Origin of the sequence: Sporosarcina sp. P25, from assembly GCF_002743235.1 — a bacterium.
In the GTDB taxonomy this organism is placed as follows: Bacteria; Bacillota; Bacilli; order Bacillales_A; family Planococcaceae; genus Sporosarcina; species Sporosarcina ureae_B.
In genome coordinates this window covers 164,209-188,464 of the sequence record NZ_PDYV01000001.1, presented here as the reverse complement: position 1 = coordinate 188,464, position 24,256 = coordinate 164,209, and the positions used below count along the sequence as shown (strand labels likewise).

19 protein-coding genes and 1 pseudogene are annotated in these 24,256 nt (G+C 36.8%); 4 read left to right on the top strand and 16 right to left on the bottom strand.

What is annotated here, in order from left to right; all coding sequences use genetic code 11:
* Nucleotides 1-216: 216 nt before the first annotated feature.
* The 14 genes and pseudogenes from CSV70_RS00900 to CSV70_RS00835 form a co-directional block, all read right to left on the bottom strand.
* Complete coding sequence (locus CSV70_RS00900; RefSeq protein ID WP_099660853.1) at nucleotides 217-1,941, bottom strand: sulfatase family protein; 1,725 nt, start codon at nucleotides 1,939-1,941, stop codon at nucleotides 217-219.
* Nucleotides 1,942-2,336: 395 nt separating this feature from the next.
* Nucleotides 2,337-4,229: a helix-turn-helix domain-containing protein gene (locus CSV70_RS00890; protein WP_158232325.1), complete on the bottom strand. Its 1,893-nt coding sequence runs from the start codon at nucleotides 4,227-4,229 to the stop codon at nucleotides 2,337-2,339.
* A gap of 272 nt (nucleotides 4,230-4,501) precedes the next feature.
* Nucleotides 4,502-5,113, bottom strand: a pseudogene (locus tag CSV70_RS16655) (IS5/IS1182 family transposase); the annotation flags it as partial.
* 775 nt (nucleotides 5,114-5,888) lie between these two features.
* A complete protein-coding gene (locus tag CSV70_RS00885) occupies nucleotides 5,889-7,175 on the bottom strand; it encodes a TRAP transporter large permease (RefSeq protein WP_085132790.1) in 1,287 nt (428 codons plus the stop codon).
* 1 nt (nucleotide 7,176) lies between these two features.
* Entirely contained in the window at nucleotides 7,177-7,689 is a 513-nt protein-coding gene (locus tag CSV70_RS00880; RefSeq protein WP_085132789.1) for a TRAP transporter small permease, read from the bottom strand.
* A gap of 762 nt (nucleotides 7,690-8,451) precedes the next feature.
* Complete coding sequence (locus CSV70_RS16825) at nucleotides 8,452-8,631, bottom strand: helix-turn-helix domain-containing protein (RefSeq protein WP_369802580.1); 180 nt, start codon at nucleotides 8,629-8,631, stop codon at nucleotides 8,452-8,454.
* A gap of 194 nt (nucleotides 8,632-8,825) precedes the next feature.
* Complete coding sequence (locus tag CSV70_RS00870) at nucleotides 8,826-9,863, bottom strand: TRAP transporter substrate-binding protein (protein ID WP_158232324.1); 1,038 nt, start codon at nucleotides 9,861-9,863, stop codon at nucleotides 8,826-8,828.
* 186 nt (nucleotides 9,864-10,049) lie between these two features.
* Complete coding sequence (locus CSV70_RS00865; RefSeq protein ID WP_085132786.1) at nucleotides 10,050-12,152, bottom strand: acetate--CoA ligase family protein; 2,103 nt, start codon at nucleotides 12,150-12,152, stop codon at nucleotides 10,050-10,052.
* Nucleotides 12,153-12,236: 84 nt separating this feature from the next.
* Entirely contained in the window at nucleotides 12,237-13,337 is a 1,101-nt protein-coding gene (locus CSV70_RS00860) for a CaiB/BaiF CoA transferase family protein (protein ID WP_158232323.1), read from the bottom strand.
* A 19-nt stretch (nucleotides 13,338-13,356) separates the two neighbouring features.
* Nucleotides 13,357-14,508: an acyl-CoA dehydrogenase family protein gene (locus CSV70_RS00855; protein WP_085132784.1), complete on the bottom strand. Its 1,152-nt coding sequence runs from the start codon at nucleotides 14,506-14,508 to the stop codon at nucleotides 13,357-13,359.
* Between the two features lie 10 nt (nucleotides 14,509-14,518).
* Complete coding sequence (locus tag CSV70_RS00850) at nucleotides 14,519-14,983, bottom strand: MaoC/PaaZ C-terminal domain-containing protein (RefSeq protein ID WP_232319153.1); 465 nt, start codon at nucleotides 14,981-14,983, stop codon at nucleotides 14,519-14,521.
* A gap of 16 nt (nucleotides 14,984-14,999) precedes the next feature.
* Entirely contained in the window at nucleotides 15,000-16,145 is a 1,146-nt protein-coding gene (locus tag CSV70_RS00845) for a thiolase family protein (protein ID WP_085132782.1), read from the bottom strand.
* On the bottom strand, nucleotides 16,138-16,596 hold the full coding sequence (locus CSV70_RS00840; RefSeq protein WP_085132781.1) for a Zn-ribbon domain-containing OB-fold protein: 459 nt from the start codon (nucleotides 16,594-16,596) through the stop codon (nucleotides 16,138-16,140). Before CSV70_RS00840 ends, CSV70_RS00845 begins: the two co-directional genes overlap by 8 nt.
* Nucleotides 16,597-16,614: 18 nt before the next feature.
* Nucleotides 16,615-17,358, bottom strand: a complete 744-nt coding sequence (locus CSV70_RS00835) for an SDR family oxidoreductase (RefSeq protein WP_085132780.1) — start codon at nucleotides 17,356-17,358, stop codon at nucleotides 16,615-16,617.
* A 1,248-nt stretch (nucleotides 17,359-18,606) separates the two neighbouring features.
* Here CSV70_RS00835 and CSV70_RS00830 point away from each other — a divergent pair.
* Nucleotides 18,607-19,431, top strand: a complete 825-nt coding sequence (locus CSV70_RS00830) for a conserved phage C-terminal domain-containing protein (protein WP_099627269.1) — start codon at nucleotides 18,607-18,609, stop codon at nucleotides 19,429-19,431.
* Nucleotides 19,432-19,653: 222 nt separating this feature from the next.
* Here CSV70_RS00830 and CSV70_RS00825 read toward each other — a convergent pair whose 3' ends face one another.
* Nucleotides 19,654-20,040 carry an HsmA family protein gene (locus CSV70_RS00825; RefSeq protein ID WP_099660852.1) on the bottom strand — a complete coding sequence of 129 codons (387 nt, stop codon included), beginning with the start codon at nucleotides 20,038-20,040 and terminating at the stop codon, nucleotides 19,654-19,656.
* Nucleotides 20,041-20,331: 291 nt separating this feature from the next.
* On the bottom strand, nucleotides 20,332-21,714 hold the full coding sequence (locus tag CSV70_RS00820) for an aspartate aminotransferase family protein (RefSeq protein WP_099660851.1): 1,383 nt from the start codon (nucleotides 21,712-21,714) through the stop codon (nucleotides 20,332-20,334).
* A gap of 252 nt (nucleotides 21,715-21,966) precedes the next feature.
* Between CSV70_RS00820 and glnH the strand changes: the two genes are divergently transcribed.
* From glnH to CSV70_RS00805, 3 genes are all read left to right on the top strand, one after another.
* A complete protein-coding gene (gene glnH / locus CSV70_RS00815; protein WP_099660850.1) occupies nucleotides 21,967-22,773 on the top strand; it encodes a glutamine ABC transporter substrate-binding protein GlnH in 807 nt (268 codons plus the stop codon).
* A gap of 74 nt (nucleotides 22,774-22,847) precedes the next feature.
* On the top strand, nucleotides 22,848-23,516 hold the full coding sequence (locus CSV70_RS00810) for an amino acid ABC transporter permease (RefSeq protein WP_085132774.1): 669 nt from the start codon (nucleotides 22,848-22,850) through the stop codon (nucleotides 23,514-23,516).
* Nucleotides 23,513-24,235 (top strand): amino acid ABC transporter ATP-binding protein, encoded by a 723-nt coding sequence (locus CSV70_RS00805; RefSeq protein WP_099627265.1) that lies wholly within the window; start codon nucleotides 23,513-23,515, stop codon nucleotides 24,233-24,235. Before CSV70_RS00810 ends, CSV70_RS00805 begins: the two co-directional genes overlap by 4 nt.
* Nucleotides 24,236-24,256: the final 21 nt, after the last annotated feature.

Genomic DNA, 24,256 nt, shown 5'->3' with positions numbered 1-24,256 from the left:
TCTCGTTCAATTTAGTCGGTATGTTGAGTTACTACCTTGTAATTGAATAATTATGTGGGAGTTGGTACGTTTAACGATTCGAATTGTGTGGGAATTGTGTGGGGACCTGGTACTGTGTCGTGATGTGAGGAGCTGGCACGTCCACCGCCCCGAATTGTGTGGGAATTGTGTGGGGACCTGGTACTGTGTCGTGGTACTGTATCGTCGTGGTACCTCCTACACCCGTTTCTCACAACGCTGATCCACCAACAACTGTTCCAATCTACAACGAATCCCTTCCAATTCCTTCGACGCATAAGCAGGATCAGCCAAATTCTTCGTCTCCAGCGGATCTTCAGCCAGGTTGTAGATTTCGAATTGATCGCCAACCGGCTCTGTTTTGACGATTTCCACCCAGCATCCATCTTTCTCAACCAGTGTGGTATCACTAACTCCGGGTTCCGACCAAAATTGAGGGTTGTCGAAGTAGCGGGCAAATTTCCAAATTTCACGCTCCTTGTTACAGCCTGTTTGAAATGAGGCAATGACCGCTTCAATAGAGCTTGGTTGGACCACCTGTTCGTAAGCACGCCCGGTAATCGGGTTGGTTTGGTGAAGTCCTTTGAAGACATTATCTTCTGTCATGAAATACAACGGTTCATTTGCTCGGAAGAAATGGTCACGGCCGTAAAAGAGTGGCGTTAGATTCCTTCCGACGAGAGGCTGTGCTTCTGTATGATCGCGGGATAGTTTCCGTTGTATAGCCGCGGCGTCAATTCCGGCTAATCCTAAAAGAGTAGGTAGAATATCCACATGACTCGTTAGCATGTCAGTAGTCTCTGCTTTATCGAAAAGTTTTGGACTATGAATGATGAGAGGAATATGAATGGATTCCTCGTACATCGTGTACCATTTCTGATACAGGCCGCCGTGTGCACCTAGTTGCTCACCATGGTCCGAAGTAAACACGATGATCGTATTATCCAAAAAACTAGACTGTTGGAGAGCGGTAAGGACTTTGAGGAGTTCGTGATCCACTTCTTTTTGAAGACTGTAATAAAGCTGGCGGTAAAAATTATTATCATGTATCGGCTGAAGCCCTTTCGGATACGTGACCCGATAACTTTCCTGTACAGACGGTTTCGACCGCAGCGATTCGTGAACAGTTGGGGCGGATGGGATGTAAGGAAGTGTGGGATCTACTTCGAAATTAAAGTTGGGAGAAATCGCAGAAAACAGGCCATACAATGCGATGTCATGCGGATTGACGAATGAACATTGAATAAACCAAGGAGTATCCTTCTTATCACACGTTCTATCTTGATCTAATTGTTTAATCAGTTTCACGGTATCCGCTGCATACACTTCATCGCGTCCACTCGTTCCAGTGCCTGCAGATGAAGCGGAATTTCTAGGATCCGCACCATGGGGATCTGGACCAATCCACTCAGAAAAACCGTATTCATGCAGACGGTCTGCTTTTCGATACATCCTTTCATCCCGTTTATTAGGCACTCCTGTATTTTGATCATAACTGGGCAATGAATTTTTTGTTCCTGAAATGAGAATATCAGGTTCCGACGCATGCCATTTCCCTTTCCAAAACGTTTTGTAGCCAGCAGCTCGGAAATAGTCCCCCATAGTGGGAACGGTATTCGGATCCAGCCAGAATAAATCCGCGTCGAAAGAACCTTTTGCAGCACCCGGCGTTTGCGTAACCCCATGTAACGAAGGATAGTGCCCTGTATATAATGACGTCCGGCTAGGAGAGCAAGCCGTACTCGCTGCATAATGATTCAAAAAGGAAAGTCCATTTTTTCGTAATAATTCTTGCGCTACTAAATTCTTTCTTCTCCACTTTTGTATCCCCTTCGTTTCATACACAGGCGGAAACCGATCCTGGTCCACCATTAAAAACAGAATGTTCGGTTGGGACTCGCCGTAATGGAATTCGCTCGTCATACATCATTCCCCTTCCTATTTTCAGCAATGCTTTTATAGGATATGTGAGGAATAGGAATGATGATGAATGAATTCTTCGTATAGATTGAAATTTGATTATGTACGATGTATGGCTTGTGATGTAATGAATTATAGTTGCGGTTGAAAATGCGTGTATACTTCCATATAACAATGGATTAGCTGAAGAAAGCATAAATAAGTTAAAAACTATCAAACGGATCATGTATGACAGAAATAGTTTTTAACTTCTACGGAATAGATTATTATTACTTGAATCAAGTAAATTCAACTAACAATGGAAAGAACCTTTTTGACGCTTACAATTGTGAAATCGATTCGATTACCTACTTAAGATAAAACTTGTTATTTGAGTAGCGGTTGTCACGATCAGTTAGTTAGTTACTGACTAACTTATGTATAATTAAAGCTATCCTCAAATTCAGTTTCGTTTGAGCATCATTTAAGTCTAATTCAAGAATTTCTTCAATCCGCTTAATTCTATTTCTTAATGTATTGTAGTGTACAAATAAAACTTTAGCAGATGATTGGATAACCGATTCATTTTCTAAATATACTTTCAACGTATTTATCAAATCGGTATTGCTTTCTAAATCATACTGAATCAATTTATTTAAATATTTCTCCTTAAATCTACTAATTCTTTCTACGTGGTCTGCTTGAAGTAGCATGCCAACGATGCCTAAATCATCGAAATGTATTTCCTTTTGGGTAGTATCAAAATGTAAACCAAATTCACAAGCTTTTTTAGCTTCCCAGTAACCGTTCACGTAATCATTAGGTGTAATTACAATGTTACTAATCCCAATCGTTGCTGGATAATCAGGATATAAAGAATCATGCAATTCCAATAATTTTCCCGACAATTTTTCTGCATCTTCTTCGCGTGATATTACGACCAACTTATTATTGTGAATCATATTAAATTCTACGGAAGCAATGTCCATCCTATTTCTTATTTTTTCTATAACTAAATCTGTCATCTCGTGTGATTGTTTGTTCAGTCTAAGTACAAGAATTTTATGAGGCTCTTCAAAATTAAACGCCAAGAACCTCCCTTTTCTACATAAATTCTCCTCAGACTCCAGTCCCAATAACAGTTCATAAAGATAGTCTCTCTTTAAACTAAGTTCCATTTCTGTGATAGACTTTTCCTGGTTTATTTTAAGCGCAATAACATTTTTAAATTGTTCAATTGCTAATATGTCTAAATCATCCCGATCATCAAAAACTCGAGGGATAATTAAAAAGCCGACATTTTTATTCTTTAATACTATTGGAAAGATTGTTAAAACCTTACCATTTCGTAATCTCTGAGATTTTCTTTGTAATCTATCAAACGACATGGATAAAATTAGTTGAGTGATTTCCATTTGGAATTTCAGGATATATTGATATGTAGGATAAGGGTTAGTGCTGTCTGTCTTGTAGATCGTATTTCCATTTTCATCAACTAATAATATTGGAGAGTTAATAATCTTTTCTAATCGTTGCACCGTGTTAGCATAGCCTTCATCCAAAGTGGCATATAAGACTTGTTGATTCAAATTTGAAATTTGTAATTCTTTTGTATATAATCTTGAGTTTTCCATGACAATCGCCAAGTGTTGGCAATACTGAGATAACATTTTAATATGCGCTTTAGTTGAACGATAAGGGACTTTACGTGATAGAACTAACACTCCAGTGCATCGATCATTTAATAGAATTGGGGAATATATGCTAGATTGTATTCCTTCATTTTCAGCTATATACTTTGAAAATACGTCTAATTCTATTGGAGATTCATTGAATTTATCAATAATATAAATTTCTTTATCATCTATTGTTTTTTCAAATACAGAGTTACGAATGTCTAATCTATAACCTATATAATTTTGGGCAGACGCGCCTGCCACAGCTTTAATAATATAATTATGAGGCTTTTTTTCATCAACTAAGAATAAAAAAATAATATGAGCTTTTGAGACATCTTTTAATCTTTTCGCACTTATATTTAATACTTCCTCAAGCTTTTTTAACGAAGAAATTTCAAGGTTTATTTGCTGGATCAGTTCTAAAGTACTTGATGTAAAGCTTAAATTGTGTTCTCTTTGTTTTAGGTTTTCAATATCCTGAAAACTTGTGTATACATCCGAAAAAAGATCTTCTCCTAAAATTGGTTTTACATCCGAATAAAAATTATTCCAATTTTCTTTATAGTAAGGTTTTTTCGCTAAAGATGAAAGCATTAAAATAGTTTTACTAAAGATAGATTGATTATTCTCCATGTTAGACATAACATCCTCCCTCCGAAAAACTTAATATTTATTATTATTATTTTTAAAAATCGAATCTTTTGTAGGAGCTGACTAATCATTTCAAACAAATAAAAAGTGTTTTCACGAAAAATATACGCAGTTTTCATAAGCACATCAAGAATACCATACAAATGAATCAATTTCATAATTGCTCTTTTTAAAAATACAGAAAAGGACAGAATTTACGAGTTGTATTTCAAAAAACAGAAATCATACAGCTTGAAGCAATTGTAACCTTGCGTTCATTTTATCATCCGAGCGTTAGATGCGTTGTACATTAGAACTAATAAATCGAAATGAACATTTGCGCGATTTCCTGTGCGGTATTGTACATTGTTTAATTGGATTTTTTTCAAATAAACGTTGACGCGTTCTTCGGCGGTCTGGCGTTTGAAGAGCTCTTTCCATGCCTGAGAACCGCGGGCTAATGCCGAATATCTCCGCAGATCTGTGTTGTTTTTGACCTTTTACATTTTCTGAAAGATCCCTTCTATTGAGAGTGGGCACATCTCACACTCTTGAGGTCGCGTTTATTTCAGCGTTTCATATTTGGTGTCGTAGCTGTCGTATCGGTACGTTTGCTAATGGAAACAAGTCAGTGCGAAATGCTAATCAAAGCCAACAGGGTCGGGTTCATTGCGCCTATTGTAATTGATGTTGGACCGGTGTCCCATGCGATGCACCTTCTCGAAAATCGCTTCGAAATCGTAGCCGGCATCTAGTGTATGATAGGTCAGATGAGAAAGCCGAAGCCGTTCTTCAATTCTCTTTATCCGCGTAATAGCGGCTTTTCCATCATTCAAGTTCCCGGAAAAAAATAGAGACTGCAGGATATATTGGGTTGATGCGCCTACATTCCTTCGTTCGATCTAGTCATAAGGCGGTAAGCGTCAAAAAGTAAACACATATTAATAGAAGTACATTCGTCAGATACTCCTCCTATAGAACACGTTTTGGGAGGTATCTATTTGAAAAGGAAAGAGAAAGAAGCATACTAGTCTGCTAAAGTCGATGAATATCAAAACAGCGAACTAGCACTTTCTAAATGGTATGAAAAGGCAAAGGTCGCCGTCCATAATATAAAGTATTGGCTACGTAAGCAGTCATCAGTTAATCATGTCGCACATCAGGAGACTAGTTGGGTTACCTGTGTAATCGAAGATTCGATTTCGTTATGACATTTCAATATAATATAGAAATACAAAAGTATTAATTTTGCAGGCTCTCCATCATATAAACAGGACTCAATGACAATAAAACCCATTATATATAAAATAATGAGTTTTATAGCAGATTAGGGGGTGCAAGTGCCCTGTAACACTATTAGAATATTTTACTCTCCACTGCTATTCCTATCGATAATTTTTCAGAGCGAATCAGGTGAGGTTAGACGTCCAGCCGTTCTATAGTTTACGATTCTTAGAATGAGTTGCTTTCTCGTTATTTCGCTTATCCGGCTTAGGCTTGCTTTCCTATTCACACAAGCTGTTATATTCGCTACTTCTCATTTTTTGAAACATGTTAGTATGACTGATATTAATGGAAATTCGCCATATACCCAATACCGATACTTCTTCTACAATAAAAGATTATTATAGTAGGACTTCCAAATCCCTCAAATCACCGATTTTATATACCTTTTATCGTAGATGGAAGCCAAGTCACTAAATTAGGGAATATAACGATTATTGTTAAAGTAATTAGCGCTATTAATACCATATAAACAGAACCTCTAAATACATTATTAATTGGTTCTTTCGAGATGGAGCTTACAACAAAAGCATTCACTCCCAAAGGTGGTGTAACTAGGCCAATTTCAACCATCATAATGACTAAAATCCCAAACCAGATTGGATCATAGCCTAATTCTATTATTACTGGAAAAGTTAGCGGTAATGTCAATAATAGAATTGCAATTGCATCCATAAAGAATCCCAATATTAAATAGACAAATAAAACGAGTATTAATATTCCAATATTCGGAACATCCATTGTTGTTAAGAAGGTGATAAAACTTAGAGCCATGCCTGTAATTGTTAAATAATAACCAAAAACCATAGCTCCTATTATAATCGAGAATATCATTGTAGTCGTTCTTATTGTGCTAATTAAACTTTCATAAAAATCCTTCAAGCTTAGCCTTTTTGTTAAAAAACCTAAAAGTGCGGAGGCACCTGCACCGAGTGCGGCAGATTCTGTAGCCGTCGCAAATCCACTATAGATTGAGCCAATCACAACGAGCAGTATTATAATAACTGCCCATAAATATTTTAACGAATATATTTTTTCCTTCCAGCTAAATGAGAAACCTACCGGGGCCCACGCTGGATTTGTTTTCGCTCTAAGATATATACCTAGAGAAAGCAATAGTGTTAGCAAAACCCCTGGAATAATCCCGGCAATTAACAACTTTCCAATAGAAGTTTCCGTTTGAATACCATAGATAATCAGTCCAATACTTGGTGGAATTAATCCCGCAATCGTACCACCAAACGCTATGATACCTGTCGACATAATACGGTTGTATCCATGTCTGTCCATTTCAGGTATTGCGATTCGAGACATTGCAGCCGCAGTTGCCGTAGTAGATCCTGACATTGTCCCCATCAATGCACAAGTTAAAATCGAACTGATTCCGAGTCCGCCCGGAAAATGTCCTACCCATTTGTTGGAAGAGTCATATAAATCTTTTGCAAATCCTGATCTTGATAAAAATTCAGCCATTAAAATGAATAGCGGAATTGTACTCAATGTAAAGTTAGCAACGGCTCTGTATGGGGTAGTTGTTAATACACTAAATCCTGAGTCAATGTCTATAAGAAACAAACCAATCGCACCAGCTGTTAAAAGTGCAAATGCGACTGGCATGCCTAGCAACATGAAAAGAATTAAAAGAAAAAGACCAACAATCTCCATATCACCCCTCCTTTACTCTTCCAAAAGTTAAACTAAATATAGTAAGCATTAACCGAATGACAAATAAAAATGAGCCAATCACAACAATTAAATATGCTGGTGCAATTGGTATACTTAAGGCTCCTATAGTCATTTGATTTAAACTTAGTGCGGTTGTCATTTGCTTATATGCTTTTAATCCGATAACGATAAAGAAAAATGCGACTACTAACTGAAGAATAATTTCATTTATATTTTTAAACCTGCCTCTAAAGTTTTTACTTAATAAATCAACCCTTATATGTTCCCCCGCTCTAAATGAATCGCTAATCCCAAAAAACACAATAGCGACCATAAAAAACCCTTCAACTACTTCTAGTACACCTAAAATCGGATGATTGAAGAAGTGTCTTAATATCGTATCGGCAATAATGACAGTCATCATCGTTAATAATATGAAAGCCGCAAAGAACATTGAAAATCTTTCTAAAAGTGTTACAGTTTTCTCAAAAAAACTAATTTTATTTTTCATCATACATGCAACTCCTTTTCGAAAACGATAAAAATTTATTACTTCTTTTCATCCTCAATGTTTTTGATCATTGACACAATAATTTTTCTACTAAATTAGTTGGTTTCATAATTCATACACTTCATCTTGAAGACGTATGTAAAATCATTCAAAGGTGTACCTTTTATTTTGTTATTATCCCTGTTGGTTATAGTGGAAAGCGTTCGTTTGGAGAAAAAATCAATATTAATTGGATGATATAGATTTAAAGGCAACTATAAAATCGACTAAAATATAAAAAGTGAGTAATTTATTTTTCACCTATATTGCAATATTAAGTTAGCCACTTAGATAAATTTTATTGTATTTATGGATGGTAATGTTTTCCAGAACCCTTTTAAAAAGGTTTTGATATGGGTCTTATTTCAGAGTTGCTACGCCAGTTCGGCTAACTCTTCATTAGAAAGAACGGCTGGCTGTTGGTAGTCCAGAATCTTCCTGGGGTAAGTTATTTAGCGTCTGATAAATACGTTGGATGGATTCAGCAGAATAATCTGAACCCCCCTTAGGAATTTACCGTCTAATAAGGCCATTGTGACGCTCGTTTGATCCTCTTTCACAAGGGAAGTATGGACGACAAATTTGGTGGACACCATCGGCTTGTCTATCCAGTCGGATTGATTATCGGCAAACCCTACTAAGGCATCGGGAGACCAATCGTGATCTGTGATCTGTTCACAGGCAAAATCAATAAACTCTCCGGTATTCAGTAGCTTACTTTTAGCATCACAGTTGAGCCGTTTTCGTTCGTAACAGTCTGTCCAGTTTCAGCGAAGTAGGCTGTATAGGATGTGCGGCCCTCTTCAGTTGTGTTGTCGCACCACGCTTCAACTCAGTAGCATTCGTTTGGTGGGCACGTCCTAAGCGTCTTCCAATGTCTCGGTTAGAAAGTTCAGTATTATGCAGGGCAGCAATTTGACTTCACTCAAAAAAGCTAAGTGTTTATTTTTATGGTATTCTCAGTGTGTGCCATTATAAGACTTCCTCTCATTGTTTGTTTCGCAACTTCAATGATACACGAAATTTTATAATGGCACTTTTTTGAATTTAGAAGGCTAACTTGATTCTACAATTGGCCCTCACTTTTTTCTGGGATTTCCTTAATATTTATTTAAAAACTCTTTAAACAGATCTAACGTTTCTTGTGAAGATATAGATTCATTTTCTTGAATCCATTTTTCCTGAACTTCTTCGTTAACATGTGCAAATTCTTCTTTGTCGATTTCTATGAACTCTACAATCCCTTCTTCTGATAACCCTGTTATTATTTCTTCATCATTTTCTATCGAAACAGTTATAAATTCCTCCAAAACTTCATCTGTTGCTTGTTGCATTTTCTTCTGCAAGTCTTCAGGAATCGAGTCCCACTTCTCTTTATCCATTAAATAAAAAACTAAAGTTGTTCCTCCGCCTGCACCTAATGTCGCATAGTTTAGGACTTCATCAAGCTTATAGGAGGTGATACTTGCTGTAGCCGATAAAGTCGAATCAATTGTCCCTCTTTCCAATGCTTCATATTGCTCAGCTGTTGAAATTGTAACTGGCGTTGCCCCTAATGCTTCTATTTGAAGATTTGCTGAACCGCCTTGAGATCTAACTTTCATACCTTTTAAATCTTCAATTTGACTGATTGGCTTTTTCACACTCCAGAACTCATAAGTGCTCGTCGTATATCCAAAAATAGGCACAACATTATTTTTCAGAAAGTCATGATTTAATACTGGGTCACTATTTATCAGTTCAAAAGATGCTAAGCTTCCTTGCCTAATATTATCTACTAAACCAGGTAGCGAAGCTACACTAGACAGTGGCATTTTCCCCGAAACATAAGCTTGCGGAACATTAACAATATCCGCTGCTCCTGTATTTACCAAATCCAGTGAGTCACTCGCTTTCCCTAATTGTTCACCGGGATAATACTCAATTTCCACTTTGCCTTCCGTTAGTTCTTCTACTCTATCTATCCACACTTGTTGCGCATTGACAGATGAAAAATGATTCTTTGGCATATAGTCAGCGAATCTTAGTTTAATAACATCTTGATTATCAGAACTTTTTTCCTCATCGGTATTCCCACAAGCAGATACAATTGATATGACTGATACAGCAATTAATATGTTAATTAATATTCTTTTCATCATTTTCCCTCCTATATCATTGTTTGTATAACAAACCTTGTATTAATCAACACTAGCACTAGATCTCAATATGAAGTTATAAAATAAACTGAAAATCTGGCTAGAATTGGAGAACGAACCGACCTTAGCTTATACGGGAAACTATTTATTCTGAATACTTTTTGCGTTTTTTTACAACAATAAGAATTAATCCAAGATAACTAATGCATCTAACGCAACGACACCTTTTTCTTTTACAATCAATGGGTTGATGTCTAGCTCATTAATTTCTGGTGTTGTGATACCTAGTACAGATAAATCACTAATTGCTTTCGCCAATGCATCGACATCTAACTTCGGACTATTTCTATACCCGTTTAATAAAGGAGTGGACGCTAATTCATTTACCAAGCTTTTCGCATATTGTTCAGAAATCGGACAGATTCCAATTGCAATATCCTTTAAAATTTCTGCATTTACTCCGCCCATTCCTATTAAGATAGACTGACCATATTGAGGATCGGATTTTAATCCTAATATCATTTCCTGCCCACCTTTAACCATTTCAGCTATTAGTACACCATCGATATGAGCGTTTGGCGCCAATCTAGTCACGTTCTCCATTAATTCATCATAGGCTAAACTTAAAGCTTTTTCATTTTCAATATTAAGCTGAATCCCTTTTACTTCCGTTTTATGTTTAATTTGCTCAGAAACAATCTTCATAGCTACAGGAAAACCTATACTTTCTGCAGCGTTTATCGCAGCTCCTTTACTTACTGCTAATACTTCATTTGGAACTTCAATCCCCACTTTTCCAATAAATTTTTTACTATCATATTCGTTCAGTACTCTTTTTTTAACTATTATATCTTTTCTCCTCTGCGCTTCCTTTTGATTAGGATTAAAATCAACTTCTACATGACTACTTACAAAGTTTCCATAGTTTGAGAAGTGAGTTAAGGCAGTCACCGTATTTCTTATACTTCTGAAAGGAACTAGTCCCCCTTTTTCTAAAATGTCATATCCCCCATCTTCTCTACTACTCATCCAAATTGGGATAATCACTTTATCCGTTTTCTTCTGTAAATTAACAAGTGATTCAGCAAGTATTTTAGTGGAATTTCCATAGTCTGCGTTAATTGGCTCAATGACAATATCAATATTATCATCTTCCAATATTGGGATCATACTATCTTCATGGATTCTTTCATCTACTAAAAATGATGCGGTTAAATCTACTGGGTTATTATAAGAAGCAAACGGTGGTAAGACTTCTTCTAATTTTTTTATGGTCGATGTATTAAATGAGGGTAGGTCTAATCCATTTAAACCACAGAAGTCTGCCAACAAGGAACCACTTCCTCCAGATCCCGTTACTATTGCTAAACCTACATCTTCTTTTATTGTACATCTAACAAATAGTTGTGATGTTTCTATAAGCTCATCAATATCGTTGACTCTTATGACTCCGAATTGTTTACATAAAGCATCAAAAACTTGATCTGAACCCGCCAATGAACCTGTATGGGACAGCGCTGCTTTTCTGCCGAGTTCACTTCTCCCTACCTTTAAAATTACAATTGGTTTACGTTTTTTAAGTGCTAGTTTCGCTACTTCTTTAAATTTCTCTCCATCTTTAATCCCCTCTGCAACGGCAGCAATTACTTTAATCTTAGGGTCATGAATCATATAGTAAATGCAATCTGATAAATCTAGGTCAATTTCATTTCCTGGCGAAAAGAAGTAACCAAAGCCAATCCCTCTTTTCTGTCCTTGTAATGCAGTTCTCCCTAACCCACCGCCTTGTGTAACTAATCCAATACTCCCGCCTAACGTATCATTTACATATCCCGGAGAGAATGTCATTCCTAATCTTCTATTTAAATCGGTTAACCCCGGACAATTTGGTCCATAAACTCTAATATTCGTATTTTTAATAACAGCTTGTAATTCATTTTGTAACTTTTGACCTTCCTCCCCTACTTCATTAAAACCAGAACTCATAATTAATGCAAAGGGAATCGTATGGTCTGCGCACTCTTGGACAATTCTTGGAACAGCATTAGCCCTAACTAAAATAATTGCTACATCGATTTGAACACCTTTAATTTCACTAATGCTTTTATAACATCTACGATTAAATAACTCATCATATCGATCGTTAACTAAGTAGACATTTTCCTTAGAGAAATTTGATTGTTTCACTATATTTTCATATGTGTTTTTCCCGTGAGAACCATCCCTACTCGAAACACCAATAATTGCTATATTTGTCGGCTGAACGAGTCTTGTTAAATCTGTAAACATATTCCTTAGCTCCTTTCTTTCATGTGAAATTGAGTGTAAGCGCTTTTAAAAAATCATATACGTTCCCCCCATTGCAACGGGAGTTTATAGCGGGTTTTTAATGAGGGAATTATGCTCTCCTACTGTTGGAACATCCGAGTTACTTCTCACTTCGAAACTTGTAAATTTCACAGGATGCGTAATAATAAGGTTATCACTATTTTCGTCCTTTTTTATAATGCCTCTATATGCCAAATGTGGGTCCTCTAATAATTCTTCGATAAAATTAACAGGAGCGCACGGTATATCCTCTATTATCATTAATTCCAACCATTCTGAACGGTTCTTTAATAGAAACTTCTTATTCAAAATAGCATTTATTTCATCTGCATGTTCCATTCGATTATGCCAACCTTCGAACTTCTTATTCGACTTCAACTTTTCTACATTTAAAACGTCACATAATTTATGCCAAAAGTGTTCTTCAACACAGCCGATTGCAATATATTTATTATCTTTCGTTTTATAGGCACCATAAGCTCCTCTCCCCATAAAATTTTGTTTGGAAGGATTGTTACGATTAACGTACTCATTAATTCTAGGTGCCATTAGAGAGAGTGCACAATCTGTCATTGAGACATCTATATAAGTACCTTCATTTGTTTTCTCTCTCAATAATAAAGCAGCCAAAACAGAATTAACCGCATACATAGCAGAACCTAAATCAGCAACTTGTATACCACCTGCTGCCTCTGGTTTTCCTTTTGGATCTCCACTAATACTAAGAATACCTGATACAGCTAAATAATTTATATCGTGACCTGGCAGATTTCTATACGGTCCTTCTTGTCCATAGCCCGAAATAGAACAATAAATGATGCGCGGATTTATTGTCTTCACTTTATCTTTTAGAAAACCCAATCTCTCCATTACGCCCGGTCTAAAACCTTCGATCATTACGTCACTTTCTTCTATTAGTGCAGAAAGCTTCTTTTTGTCTTCATTATTTTTAAGGTCAAGTGTAATACTTTTTTTACCTCTGTTAATTGCTTCAAATAACCCTGCTACTTCTCTTGCTCCATCCCCTATCCCCGGTCTCTCTACTTTTATAACTTCTGCACCTAGCTCTGCAAAGATCATTGTTGAAAAAGGTCCTGGAAGTAAATTAGTTAAATCCAAAACCTTGATTCCTTCAAGTGGTAGCAATTCAAATCCCTCCTTCCTTTTAAGTAAAAGCAGAAATCCCTAAAAGCTCTCTTCCAATAATAAGTTTCTGTATTTCATTAGTTCCTTCAGCAATCGTGAAATATCGTATATCTCTATAATATCTCTCTACTGGAAACTCTTTTGTATAACCATATCCTCCGTGAATTTGTAAAGCATCTTCTGCGACTTTTAAGACATTTTCTGTAGAGAAGTATTTTGCCATCGAACATTCTACCTTACATTCTTTCCCTTCATCTAATAGATGACTAGCTTGTAAACCGAGCAAACGCATTGCATTTGTTAAAGTGACCATATTACTAATTTTTTCTTGTATTAGTTGAAAACCACCGATTGGCTTGCCGAATTGCACTCTTTCTTTTGCATAAGTAATTGAAGCATCTAGACTCGCTTGTGCAATACCCGTTGAAATAAAAGCAACCATCGCTCTAGCACTATTCAAAAATTTAAGTCCTTGTCTTAAGCCGTCTCCTACTTCCCCTAGTAAATTTTCTTTTGGAATTTCACAGTTATCAAATGTTAATTCTGCAAAAGGACAACTCAATGTTCCCATTTTCTCTATTTTACTTGCATAATAACTCGATTCACTTTTCTCTACTATAAAGGAAGCTATTCCTTTATTTCCTTTGTCTTTATCTGTTTGGGCAATAACAATTCCAACTTCTCCCTCTATTCCATTTGTAATAAACATTTTCGATCCATTTAATACCCACTTATCTCCTTTGAGCACTGCCCGTGTTTGTATACTGGACGCATCTGATCCTACATTTGGTTCAGTCAATGCAAAGAAACCGAGCTTTTCTCCCTTTAATAATGGCGGTATAAACTTTTTCTTTTGTTCTTCCGATCCATATTCATAAATATGCGTTAAGACAGAATTAGTAATTCCAACTGTTGCCCTCAACGATGGCCAAACTCTTGACAACTCTTCTATCATAATAAAATAAGTTGTATGATTTAAACCATAGCCTCCGCTACTCTCTGGTAACAAACCGCCTAAGAATCCAAATGGTACAAGTTTCTGTACAATATCCGTTGTAACGGGTTTTCCTTCATGCTCGTATTCATTAACCATTGGACTAATTTCCTTATCCAAAAACTTTTTAACAGTATTTTTAATCATTAACTGTTCTTCATTTAATGTTATACTCATTTTATTCCTCCTATCTTTGATAAGCTTCAATTAACATCGGCGTAGTCCCCTCTTGTAGAAGGTCACCGTTTTGATTGATTACTTTCCTCTTAAAAAATACGATTCCCTTTCCGCCCTGACTTGTCTCTCTTTTATCGGCAATTTCAATTTCCAAGCGAATTGTGTCATTAATTTTAATCGGTGAGATAAACTTCCAAGAATCAATTCCTAATAATGCTAATAACGTTGGACTCATTCTTCCGTTTAAATCTGTTCTTGTAAAGAGTCCTGAAGCTATGACCATACCTAACATGCCATGGGCTATTCTTTGTCCAAATATGGAGTCTCTCGCATACTCTTCATCTGTATGTAAAGCATTATAATCTCCTGAAAGACCTGCAAAATTTACAATATCCGCCTCAGTAACCGTTCTGGATGGTGAAAAATAAACATCCCCAACTTGAAAGTCTTCATAAAACAAAGTGTCTTCTCTCACATCAATACCCCGTTTTCTATTTTTTTAGAATGGTTATCGTACTATTTGGTCCCGCTCCCATCGCATGTGTTAATCCCATTCTGGGATTATCTACTTGCCTTTCTCCCGCATAACCTCTTAGCTGCTGCACAACTTCATAGATTTGAGCTAGACCTGTTGCTCCTAATGGATGTCCTCTTGAAAGTAAGCCTCCATCCGTATTGACAGGTAATTTCCCGTCTAAATCAAAATAACCTTCTCTAAGCAATTGTGGAGCTAACCCTCGCTCACAAAATCCTAACTTTTCAATATCCCATAACTCTCCTGGACTCATACTGTCATAAGCTTGTACAATATCCATATCCCCTGGACCATACCCGCTTGTCTCATAAGCCTTTCTCGCGGACAGTTCAACTAACCCTTCTTCTGGAGAATATTTAACACTTGGAACAATCCCAGATTGATAAATTGCTTCTCCGTAAACACCTGATGTTAAGACAGAACACACTACTTCTATCCCTTTTCTTTTATTTTTCAGCCTGTTTTTATTTACTAAAACAGATGCAGTAGCTCCATCAGCTAAAGGACAGCAATTTAGTAATCTTAAAGGCGTGGCAATGATTCTAGAGTTCAAAACCTCTTCAATTGTCACTGTTTTTTGAAACCGTGCGTTTGGATTTAGCGATCCATTTTTACGATTCTTCACACTTACCAATGCGAAATCTTCTTCAGTCGCGCCATATTCTTTCATATATTCAATCGTTTCTAATGAATAATTTGCAGGTTGGACATTAAAACCCATTTCTAGTTGCCATTTCGGGAAAGCTGTGCTCGGTATCGGTCCACGTGGCATTTTTTCATAGCCAAATGCCAACGCAACATCGTACTCACCTGATTTCACAGATTGATAAGCGAGTTGAAAAGCGGTAGCCCCACTAGAACAAGCATTTTCTACATTAATAATGGGAACTCCATTAAAACCAAGCTCTTGGACTACACGATGTCCTGAACCTGTTCCTTGATAAACACTTCCACAATAAATAGCTTGAACTTCATCCCATCCTAATTCGGAATCTCGAATCGCTTCAATAATCGCCTGAGCGCCTAATTCGTATGATTCAATATTTTGAGATACACCCCACTTTGTTGTGCCGATCCCAGCAACCCAAACTTCTTCACTCAATAGTTTTCCCCCCTCTTTCTAATTCCCCGTCAAATATCGGAGAGAATTTATAAGTTAAAACAGATGTACCTTCTTCTTCGTATAATGGTTCGATGATTAATTTAGCGTTTTGACCAATCTTCATATTTTCCCATTCCGCATCTTGAAACAAAGCAAGAATATTAATCCCTTCTGGCAGTGTTACTACTCCATAACAATATGGAACTTTCCCCTTATAAAACTCTCCTGTTGGTCTTTCATTAATTATCGTAAAAGCTTTAATTACCCCTTCTTTACTAAGCTCCACTTCCGTTAAAGCGCTTTCATAACAATTGGGACAGAAGTTGTTTTTCTTTTCAGGAAACAATAACTCCCCGCAATTTCCACATCTACTCCCGATTAATAGTGGACCATTTGCTGTATCTCTCCACATTCCATCTTTTACTGCAATCGTTTCATCTGAATCGAACATAATAATTCTCCTCCTTGATTAGCCAAACCTACCACCTGTTACATGTAACAAGTCTCCTGTGACATATGAAGCATCGTCGGACGCAAGAAATAATACCGCATTCGCAACATCTTCGGGTAAACCAACCCGCTGAAGAGGTGTATCCTTTTTCTGTAATTCTTTGATTTTTTCATATTTCGGATGATTTCGTAATGCTGCTGTTTCAATCAACCCCGGTGCAACCGCATTTACATTTATATTATTTCTACCTAACTCTTTTGCGAGTGACTTTGTTAAACCAACAATACCTGCTTTAGCCGATGAATAGTTTGCTTGGCCAGGATTTCCTAAATGAGCACGTGAAGAAATGTTTACAATCTTCCCGTATTTTTGTTCCATCATCGAGAGTGAAGCGTACTTTGAAAACAAAAATGTACCTTTCAAACATACGTCAATAACTTCGTCCCAACTCTCTTCTTTCATATCGTGGATTTTCGCATCTTTTAAGATCCCTGCATTATTTACTAAAATATCGATCTTATCAAATTGAAGAATTGCCTTATTTACAACATTCTGCACATCCTTTGCATTAGATACATCCCCAACAATCGACGTTACCTCGCCACCTAACTCTCTCAATTCTTCTACTGATGATTTGCATGTAGCCTCGTCAATATCGGTAACAACCACTTTTGCTCCTTCTAAAACGAGCTTTTTTGCAATCATCTTCCCTATTCCACTTCCTGATCCTGTGACGATTGCAACTTTATTTTTGAAACGCATATTATTATTCCTCCTATATAATTTTCGTGTTATTGTGAATATTTACCCTATTTAAACTTTAATGTATTTGTATTAAAGTTTATATGGCAAAAAAGCATATAATATTGATTTCTTTATGTGAACTATCCACAATGACCAAAATATTAATTGGCTATTTTTTCGTTAACTCTATGGATTTAAGGAGGCTTTTGTCCCTAACTTAAAAGAAGGACTTAAAGGAATTCGTTCTAAAAAGCATTGCAGAGGGAATTGGAGCTCACATCTATTAGCTATTCATAAATTAGTCGTCGATTAATCGATTTAAATACAGCTGATTTAGCTGATTCACTTGGTCGATTAGGTAGACGTTATTGGGTACTTCAACGACATGCGAGAGACAAAAATTGGGGGCTGGCGCGAAAGAAATATTCAATTTCTCTTACGTGTTCGAAAGACGTTTCTTGTAGAATTCATCAGAGTTTATAAATCTACTCTTCCCCATTTGAAGCGAAATGATTTAGTTTCGATATTGACACGAAAAGAAATTTGTAGATATATAGAATTAGTGGACGAAGAAGGAACCACGTTCCACTTACTCACAAACCGGATTGACTTAAGTGAAAGTGAGATATTAGAGACATATAAGAATCGTTGATATATCGAATTATTTTTCAAATGGATTAAGCAGCATTTGAAAGTACGTCACGTGTTTAGCCATTCACCAAAAGGCATTTGGAATCAAATGTTTATCACGCTGATCACGTTCCCATTGATTGAAATTAATGCGATTAATTCAACAACAGCGTAAATCAATTTGGGATTTTCTTCGGATGATATGCCATTATGTTTTTCTACCAATCAGTTAGTTACTAAAGTCTTGTAATCAGCGTCTGAAGAAAAGTAAAGGACGGCAAAAGCTCCCTGAATGTATTCCCATCACGATTAAATTTGGAGAGAACTACGGCATTTTTTTGCCCAAGACTAAAGATATTTTTTGAACAAAAAAATATTTCCAAAAAAACAAGCTATTATTAAATAACTAATTTTTATATATGTTAATCATCAAAAAGCGTCAACACCGAATCTTTGGAGTTGACGCTTTTTCTTTAATTTATATGGGAATGGTCTTTCCCCTATTAAATTACCCGAATTGCGTGGGAACCTGGTACTCGCAAAAAACAAGTATCCTTTTCAAGAAAACTCTCTATATAGAGCATAAGAAGTACAAAATGAGTACTCAATCACACTGATCTCTAGGGGGGCAATGATATGAAATTACTAATAAACGAAGATCCGATCCCATTATTACCATCACTGGCCATGAAAGTTGGATTAAACGCTGCGCTATTTCTACAACAACTGCACTACCGCTTGAACATTTCAAAAAATATACGGGATGGTCATAAGTGGGTGTTCAATACGTACGACGACTGGATGGAAGAATTTCCGTTTTGGTCGTTGAATACGATCAAACGGATTACGTATGACTTGGAACAAAAAGGTTATTTGATTTCCACTTCGAAGCATAATAGGATGAAAATCGACAATACGAAATGGTATCGAATCGATTATGAACAGCTACCTTTTTCCTATAAGCCAAATGAGATACCGGCTAACCCAACATGGGATGCGACACCACCCCAACATGAGTCGACTGCCAACCCACAATTGGACGCCGTGCCAACTCACACTGAGACGGTGGCGTATCCCACTATGGGACGGCCTATTACCAAAGAACTTAAGAATATAAAAAATAAACCCATTGTCGAGAAGAATCTCGACGTCGCACATTCTGTGATTCAGTACTTGAATGACAAAACCGGAAAACAGTTCAAACCCCAATCCGCGGCCACCCATAAATTCATCAACGGGCGAATTAAAGAAGGCTATACACAAGAAGATTTCATTCGTGTCATTGATCTAAAGACCAAGCAATGGTTGAACCGCCCTGAATTCAGCGCATTCCTGCGACCTTCCACGTTGTTTAACGCAACGAACTTTGAAAACTATGTCAATGAACTAGTAACGCCTAAAAAACCGAAAAGACACTTACCCGTTGCACCCGTGCTCGACTTCAACAAAGGTGATGAGTAAGTGTTGTATAGTATTCTAGTGGATAAGAGTTACCCGAATTATGTGGGAATTGCGTGGGGACCTGGTACTGTATCGAGTGTTACCCGAATTGTGTAGGAATTGTGTGGGGACCTGGTACTGTACCGAGTGTTACCCGAATTGTGTGGGAATTGTGTGGGGACCTGGTACTGTATCGAGAGTTACCCGAATTGTGTGGGAATTGTGTGGGGACCTGGCACCGATTCAAATTACCCCAATCCCAAGCAAAATACCCAGCACAAATGAAATAACCCAAAGCGTCCATACACCTAAGCTAAACTTGTGAAATTGGTGTTTCGCTTTTTCACCGCCTTTGTTATAGACCCAAATCGCCCATACCAAGTGAAAAGCCATTAATACAAGTGCGGCACCACCCGTAATTTGATGAAGTCCAAATGTCGAACCTCCATCTTGCCTAGCAATTCGGTTCATGAGCGTAGTACCGATCGTATCGAATATCAACCCACCTACAAAGAATACTAGATGTTTGAATTGGATCGTACCACTAATTTTCTCACCGAATACGCCAATACTGTATAAAATGAGAGCGACTACCATTGCAGACGATGCAACAATTAATAAAGTACTCATGTTCTTCATCTCCATTCATTCTGTATAGCTATATTCTATACGGCGAATATGAACGGAAGATAAAATATTTCAAAATATTTAAACTATATTTTCAACTCTATCTAATTGCCAAGTAATTGTGTGAGAATTGTGTGGGGACCTGGTACCCGGGCTGTTTCATTATAGAAAACACTTTTAATACGAACACAGCCGCCACTTTAAAAATGGCGACTGCGTTTTATATATGTTGAATTGTAGAAAAGGCATATGCGTAAAAAACAGCCATACATGCATTCGATCCGAAATGACATATTAAAATAACTTATTCAACGTTACTTTAAACGCTTCCAACGTCTTGTCAATTTCTTTCATTCCATGAACGGTAGATAGACTATAACGATTGAGAGGCTTTGTATAAACTCCCTTAGTTAATAAGTGATAATCAATTTCCTTTCGTAATGCGAAATTAGATTCTTGTAAATCTCGATAATTATGAACGTTCTCTTTCTCTGTAATAATAATATTGAAGATTGACCCCATACCTATCGTTTGTACATTAATTCCTTTTTGTGAAAACAAGTCACAAATTCCGGATTTTAATTGTTCTGTACTTTTGAAAACATGTTGAATTTCTTCTTCAAGCACATCAATCGTCGCCAAACCGGCCGCAAGAATAGTAGGATGTCCATTGTAAGTACCACTGTGGAATAGCACATCTTTTGCTCCCGATTTTTTGCTTTGACTATTATCGAAAACATCTGAAGCTGCCGTAGGTGCGCTCATTTCCATTATTTCTTTCTTCCCGCCGATAATTCCTACTGGGAACCCTCCACCAACAACTTTCCCCAACGTTGTCAAATCGGGTGTAATACCGTAAATCTCCTGTGCTCCACCCAGTCCCAAACGAAAGCCTGTCTTTACTTCATCGAATATTAGAAGAATGCCTAGTTTCTCAGTAATTACCCGCAAACCATCCATAAATTCCTGTTCAGCAGGAATGAATCCACCCTGTATTGGCTCTAAAATAACAGCCGCGATTTCATCTTTATGTTTCGTTAAAATTTCTGTTGTTGCTTCCAAGTCATTAAAAGGCAATATAACAGTATGTTCCTTGTGATAAGGATCTACACCTTTTGACTCCGCAATAGCATTCGGTCTCTTTGCCGGTCCCGCTTCGTTAACGGAAGGATTCACACTAAGTAAAACCTGATCATACCCTCCGTGGTAGTGACCTTCAAATTTTGCAATTTTATACTTTTCTGTATAAGCATATGCCATCCGTATGGAAAGTAAAGTTGCTTCTGTTCCTGAATTCGTATAGCGCAGCTTTTCAATACTTGGATACAATTCTTTAATTTTCTGCCCCATTTTGACTTCCAAATGGTGTGGGGTGCCAAATAGTAACGTTCCCTCTTCTTCAAGCTGGTTACGAATTCCTTCTAATACTTTAGGATGTCCGTGACCTGTCATCAATGCACCATAGGATAGAAGATAATCTATATATTCGTTTCCATCCAAGTCTGTCAGGTATGCACCAGAACCTTTTTTCATTATAAGTGGGTACGGTTCAAAAAATTTAATATTCGCAGTGACACCTCCTGGCATAACTTCCTTTGAGGTTTTCGAAAACTCCAACGACTTAGGGGTCATTTTTTTATACTCTTCAATTCCGGAAAGAACTTTATTTTGCGACATAATTTTCACCCTTTTAGAATTTTTTATTTCATTTTTTATATAAATGAAATATTTATTTCAACTATACATAACCCAATGCATATTGTAAACAAATAAAAAGATTATTTTAACTATTTAATATAAAGAGTTTTATTAATATATTGTCAATATGAAATAAATAATTTTTCCATTCTGTTTTATGAAATAAACATTGCACATTAAGTGGGATTAGAATATTATGAATACTACAACTAATTTAGAGGAGGAAATGAAATGCAAAAAAGAACTTTTATAAATGTAATAGCAGGTACAGCATTAGCTAGCAGCTTACTATTGTTTGGCTGTAGTTCAGACAAAAGCCCTTCAGAAACATCAGCAAAAGAAACATCAGAAAAAAAGGTATTGATAGTAGGGACAGACACTAGTTACGTACCTTTTGAGTTTTTAGATCAAGAATCAGGTGAGTACGTTGGATTTGATATTGACTTATTGAAAGCGGTTTCAGAAGAAGCTGGATTTGAATATGAACTTAAACCGATGGATTTCACAGGTATTATTCCCGCACTTCAAACGAAAAATTTAGACTTAGCTATCGCTGGAATTACTATAAAACCAGAACGTGAAGCGATTATTGACTTCAGCGCACCGTATTATGATGCGGGAACTGCTATTCTTGTCAGAGAAGATGAAACCGAAATACAAAGTGTAGCCGATTTAAAAGGTAAAGTTGTTGCCACAAAACAAGGAACATCCAGCTATGATTATGCATCTGAAATTGAAGGACTAAAAGACTTAGTACCCTTCCCCAACATAGACCAAGCCTATATGGAACTTGAAAAAGGTTCTGCAGATGCTGTCATTTTCGATTTACCAAACATTCAATATTACATTAAAACGAATGGACAAGGTAAAGTGAAAACAATAGGTGATTTACTTGAAGGTCAATCATTCGGAATTGCAATGCCTAAAGGCAGTGAACTAAAGGAAGATGTTGATAACGCTTTAACAACATTGATGGAAAATGGAAAGTATGAAGAATTGTATAAAGAATGGTTTGGAGAAGCACCACCTAAAAAATAAGATCGACCAACAGAGGGTATATAGTTATTTCTACATTACGTTTATACAAAGTTAGTTGAAAGGAGTGATAGTTTATGAATACTGGTTTCACACTGGACTGGTCATTTGCAATTGAAGCTTTGCCTTTTTTACTTAAAGGAATGAAATATACCGTCCTCATTGCAATTGTCGGTATTTTGATTGGTTTCATCATTGGTATAGTCGTTGGATTAGGGAGGCTTTCCAAAAGTAAAATCCTCTTTAGTTTGTCCACTGTCTATGTAGAAATTATACGTGGAACCCCAATCATGGTTCAGGCACTTTATATTTATTTTGCATTACCGTTGATGTTGGGCATTAAAATTGACCCACTTGTAGCTGGTGTCGTAACTATCGCACTGAACGCAGGTGCATATATTGCAGAAATAGTTCGTGGAGCAGTTGAAGGTGTAGATAATGGACAAATAGAAGCTGGAAGATCCCTTGGTCTTACAAAACTTCAAACTTTATATCGGATTACATGGCCACAGGCATTTAGACGAATGATTCCGCCATTAGGCAATCAGTTCATCATTAGTCTTAAAGATACGTCTTTACTAACAGTAATTGGAGTAGGTGAACTTACACGTCAAGGAACGATTGTAGTTTCTTCTAACTTCCGTGCCGTTGAAGTGTATACTGCAGTTGCAGTTTTATACTTAGTGCTCACTCTCTCCATTTCAATAGGTTTACGTTTTGTTGAAAGGAGGTTGCATGTTAAATGATACAAGTGAATGATTTACATAAATACTACGGTGAATTAGAAGTATTGAAGGGTATTTCATGCGATATTAAACCTAAAGAGGTAATTTCAATAATCGGACCATCCGGCTCTGGAAAAAGTACTTTTCTTCGTTGTTTGAATTTATTAGAGGAAGTTACATCAGGTGAAATTCTGATCGAAGAGGTTTCTTTAACTGATAAAAAAACAAATATTAATAAAATACGCAGTGAGGTGGGCATGGTGTTTCAACAATTCAACCTCTTCCCCCACATGACCGTTATTGAAAATATCATATTAGCTCCCATGATCGTTAGTAAAAAAAACAAGGCAGATGCCCATGAAAATGCTATAAAACTACTTGAAAAAGTGGGTCTTGCCGACAAAGCAAATGTATACCCTGAGAAACTTTCCGGTGGTCAAAAACAGCGTGTCGCGATTGCACGCAGTCTTGCAATGAATCCGAAAATCATGTTGTTCGATGAACCGACTTCAGCCTTAGATCCCGAATTGGTAGGCGAAGTATTAGAAGTGATGAAAGATCTAGCTAAAAGTGGAATGACTATGGTGGTTGTAACACATGAAATGGATTTTGCCCGTGACGTATGTGATCGTGTTATATTCTTCGACCAGGGTATCATTATGGAGCAAGGTCCTCCTGAAAAGATATTCACTAATCCTGAAAATGAACGAACAAAATCTTTTTTACGTAAAGTGTTATAATATAATAGAAAAAGGAAGTGT

Bases quoted from the DNA above. Each gene is read 5' to 3' on its own strand.
- CSV70_RS00810 (WP_085132774.1), top strand. From the start codon at position 22,848: ATGAATACTGGTTTCACACTGGACTGGTCATTTGCAATTGAAGCTTTG.
- CSV70_RS00885 (WP_085132790.1), bottom strand. From the start codon at position 7,175: ATGGAGATTGTTGGTCTTTTTCTTTTAATTCTTTTCATGTTGCTAGGC.
- CSV70_RS00835 (WP_085132780.1), bottom strand. From the start codon at position 17,358: ATGCGTTTCAAAAATAAAGTTGCAATCGTCACAGGATCAGGAAGTGGA.
- CSV70_RS00870 (WP_158232324.1), bottom strand. From the start codon at position 9,863: ATGAAAAGAATATTAATTAACATATTAATTGCTGTATCAGTCATATCA.
- CSV70_RS00880 (WP_085132789.1), bottom strand. From the start codon at position 7,689: ATGATGAAAAATAAAATTAGTTTTTTTGAGAAAACTGTAACACTTTTA.
- CSV70_RS00855 (WP_085132784.1), bottom strand. From the start codon at position 14,508: ATGAGTATAACATTAAATGAAGAACAGTTAATGATTAAAAATACTGTT.
- CSV70_RS00890 (WP_158232325.1), bottom strand. From the start codon at position 4,229: ATGGAGAATAATCAATCTATCTTTAGTAAAACTATTTTAATGCTTTCA.
- CSV70_RS00865 (WP_085132786.1), bottom strand. From the start codon at position 12,152: ATGTTTACAGATTTAACAAGACTCGTTCAGCCGACAAATATAGCAATT.
- CSV70_RS00825 (WP_099660852.1), bottom strand. From the start codon at position 20,040: ATGAGTACTTTATTAATTGTTGCATCGTCTGCAATGGTAGTCGCTCTC.
- CSV70_RS00830 (WP_099627269.1), top strand. From the start codon at position 18,607: ATGAAATTACTAATAAACGAAGATCCGATCCCATTATTACCATCACTG.
- CSV70_RS00840 (WP_085132781.1), bottom strand. From the start codon at position 16,596: ATGTTCGATTCAGATGAAACGATTGCAGTAAAAGATGGAATGTGGAGA.
- CSV70_RS00820 (WP_099660851.1), bottom strand. From the start codon at position 21,714: ATGTCGCAAAATAAAGTTCTTTCCGGAATTGAAGAGTATAAAAAAATG.
- CSV70_RS00900 (WP_099660853.1), bottom strand. From the start codon at position 1,941: ATGACGAGCGAATTCCATTACGGCGAGTCCCAACCGAACATTCTGTTT.
- glnH (WP_099660850.1), top strand. From the start codon at position 21,967: ATGCAAAAAAGAACTTTTATAAATGTAATAGCAGGTACAGCATTAGCT.
- CSV70_RS00805 (WP_099627265.1), top strand. From the start codon at position 23,513: ATGATACAAGTGAATGATTTACATAAATACTACGGTGAATTAGAAGTA.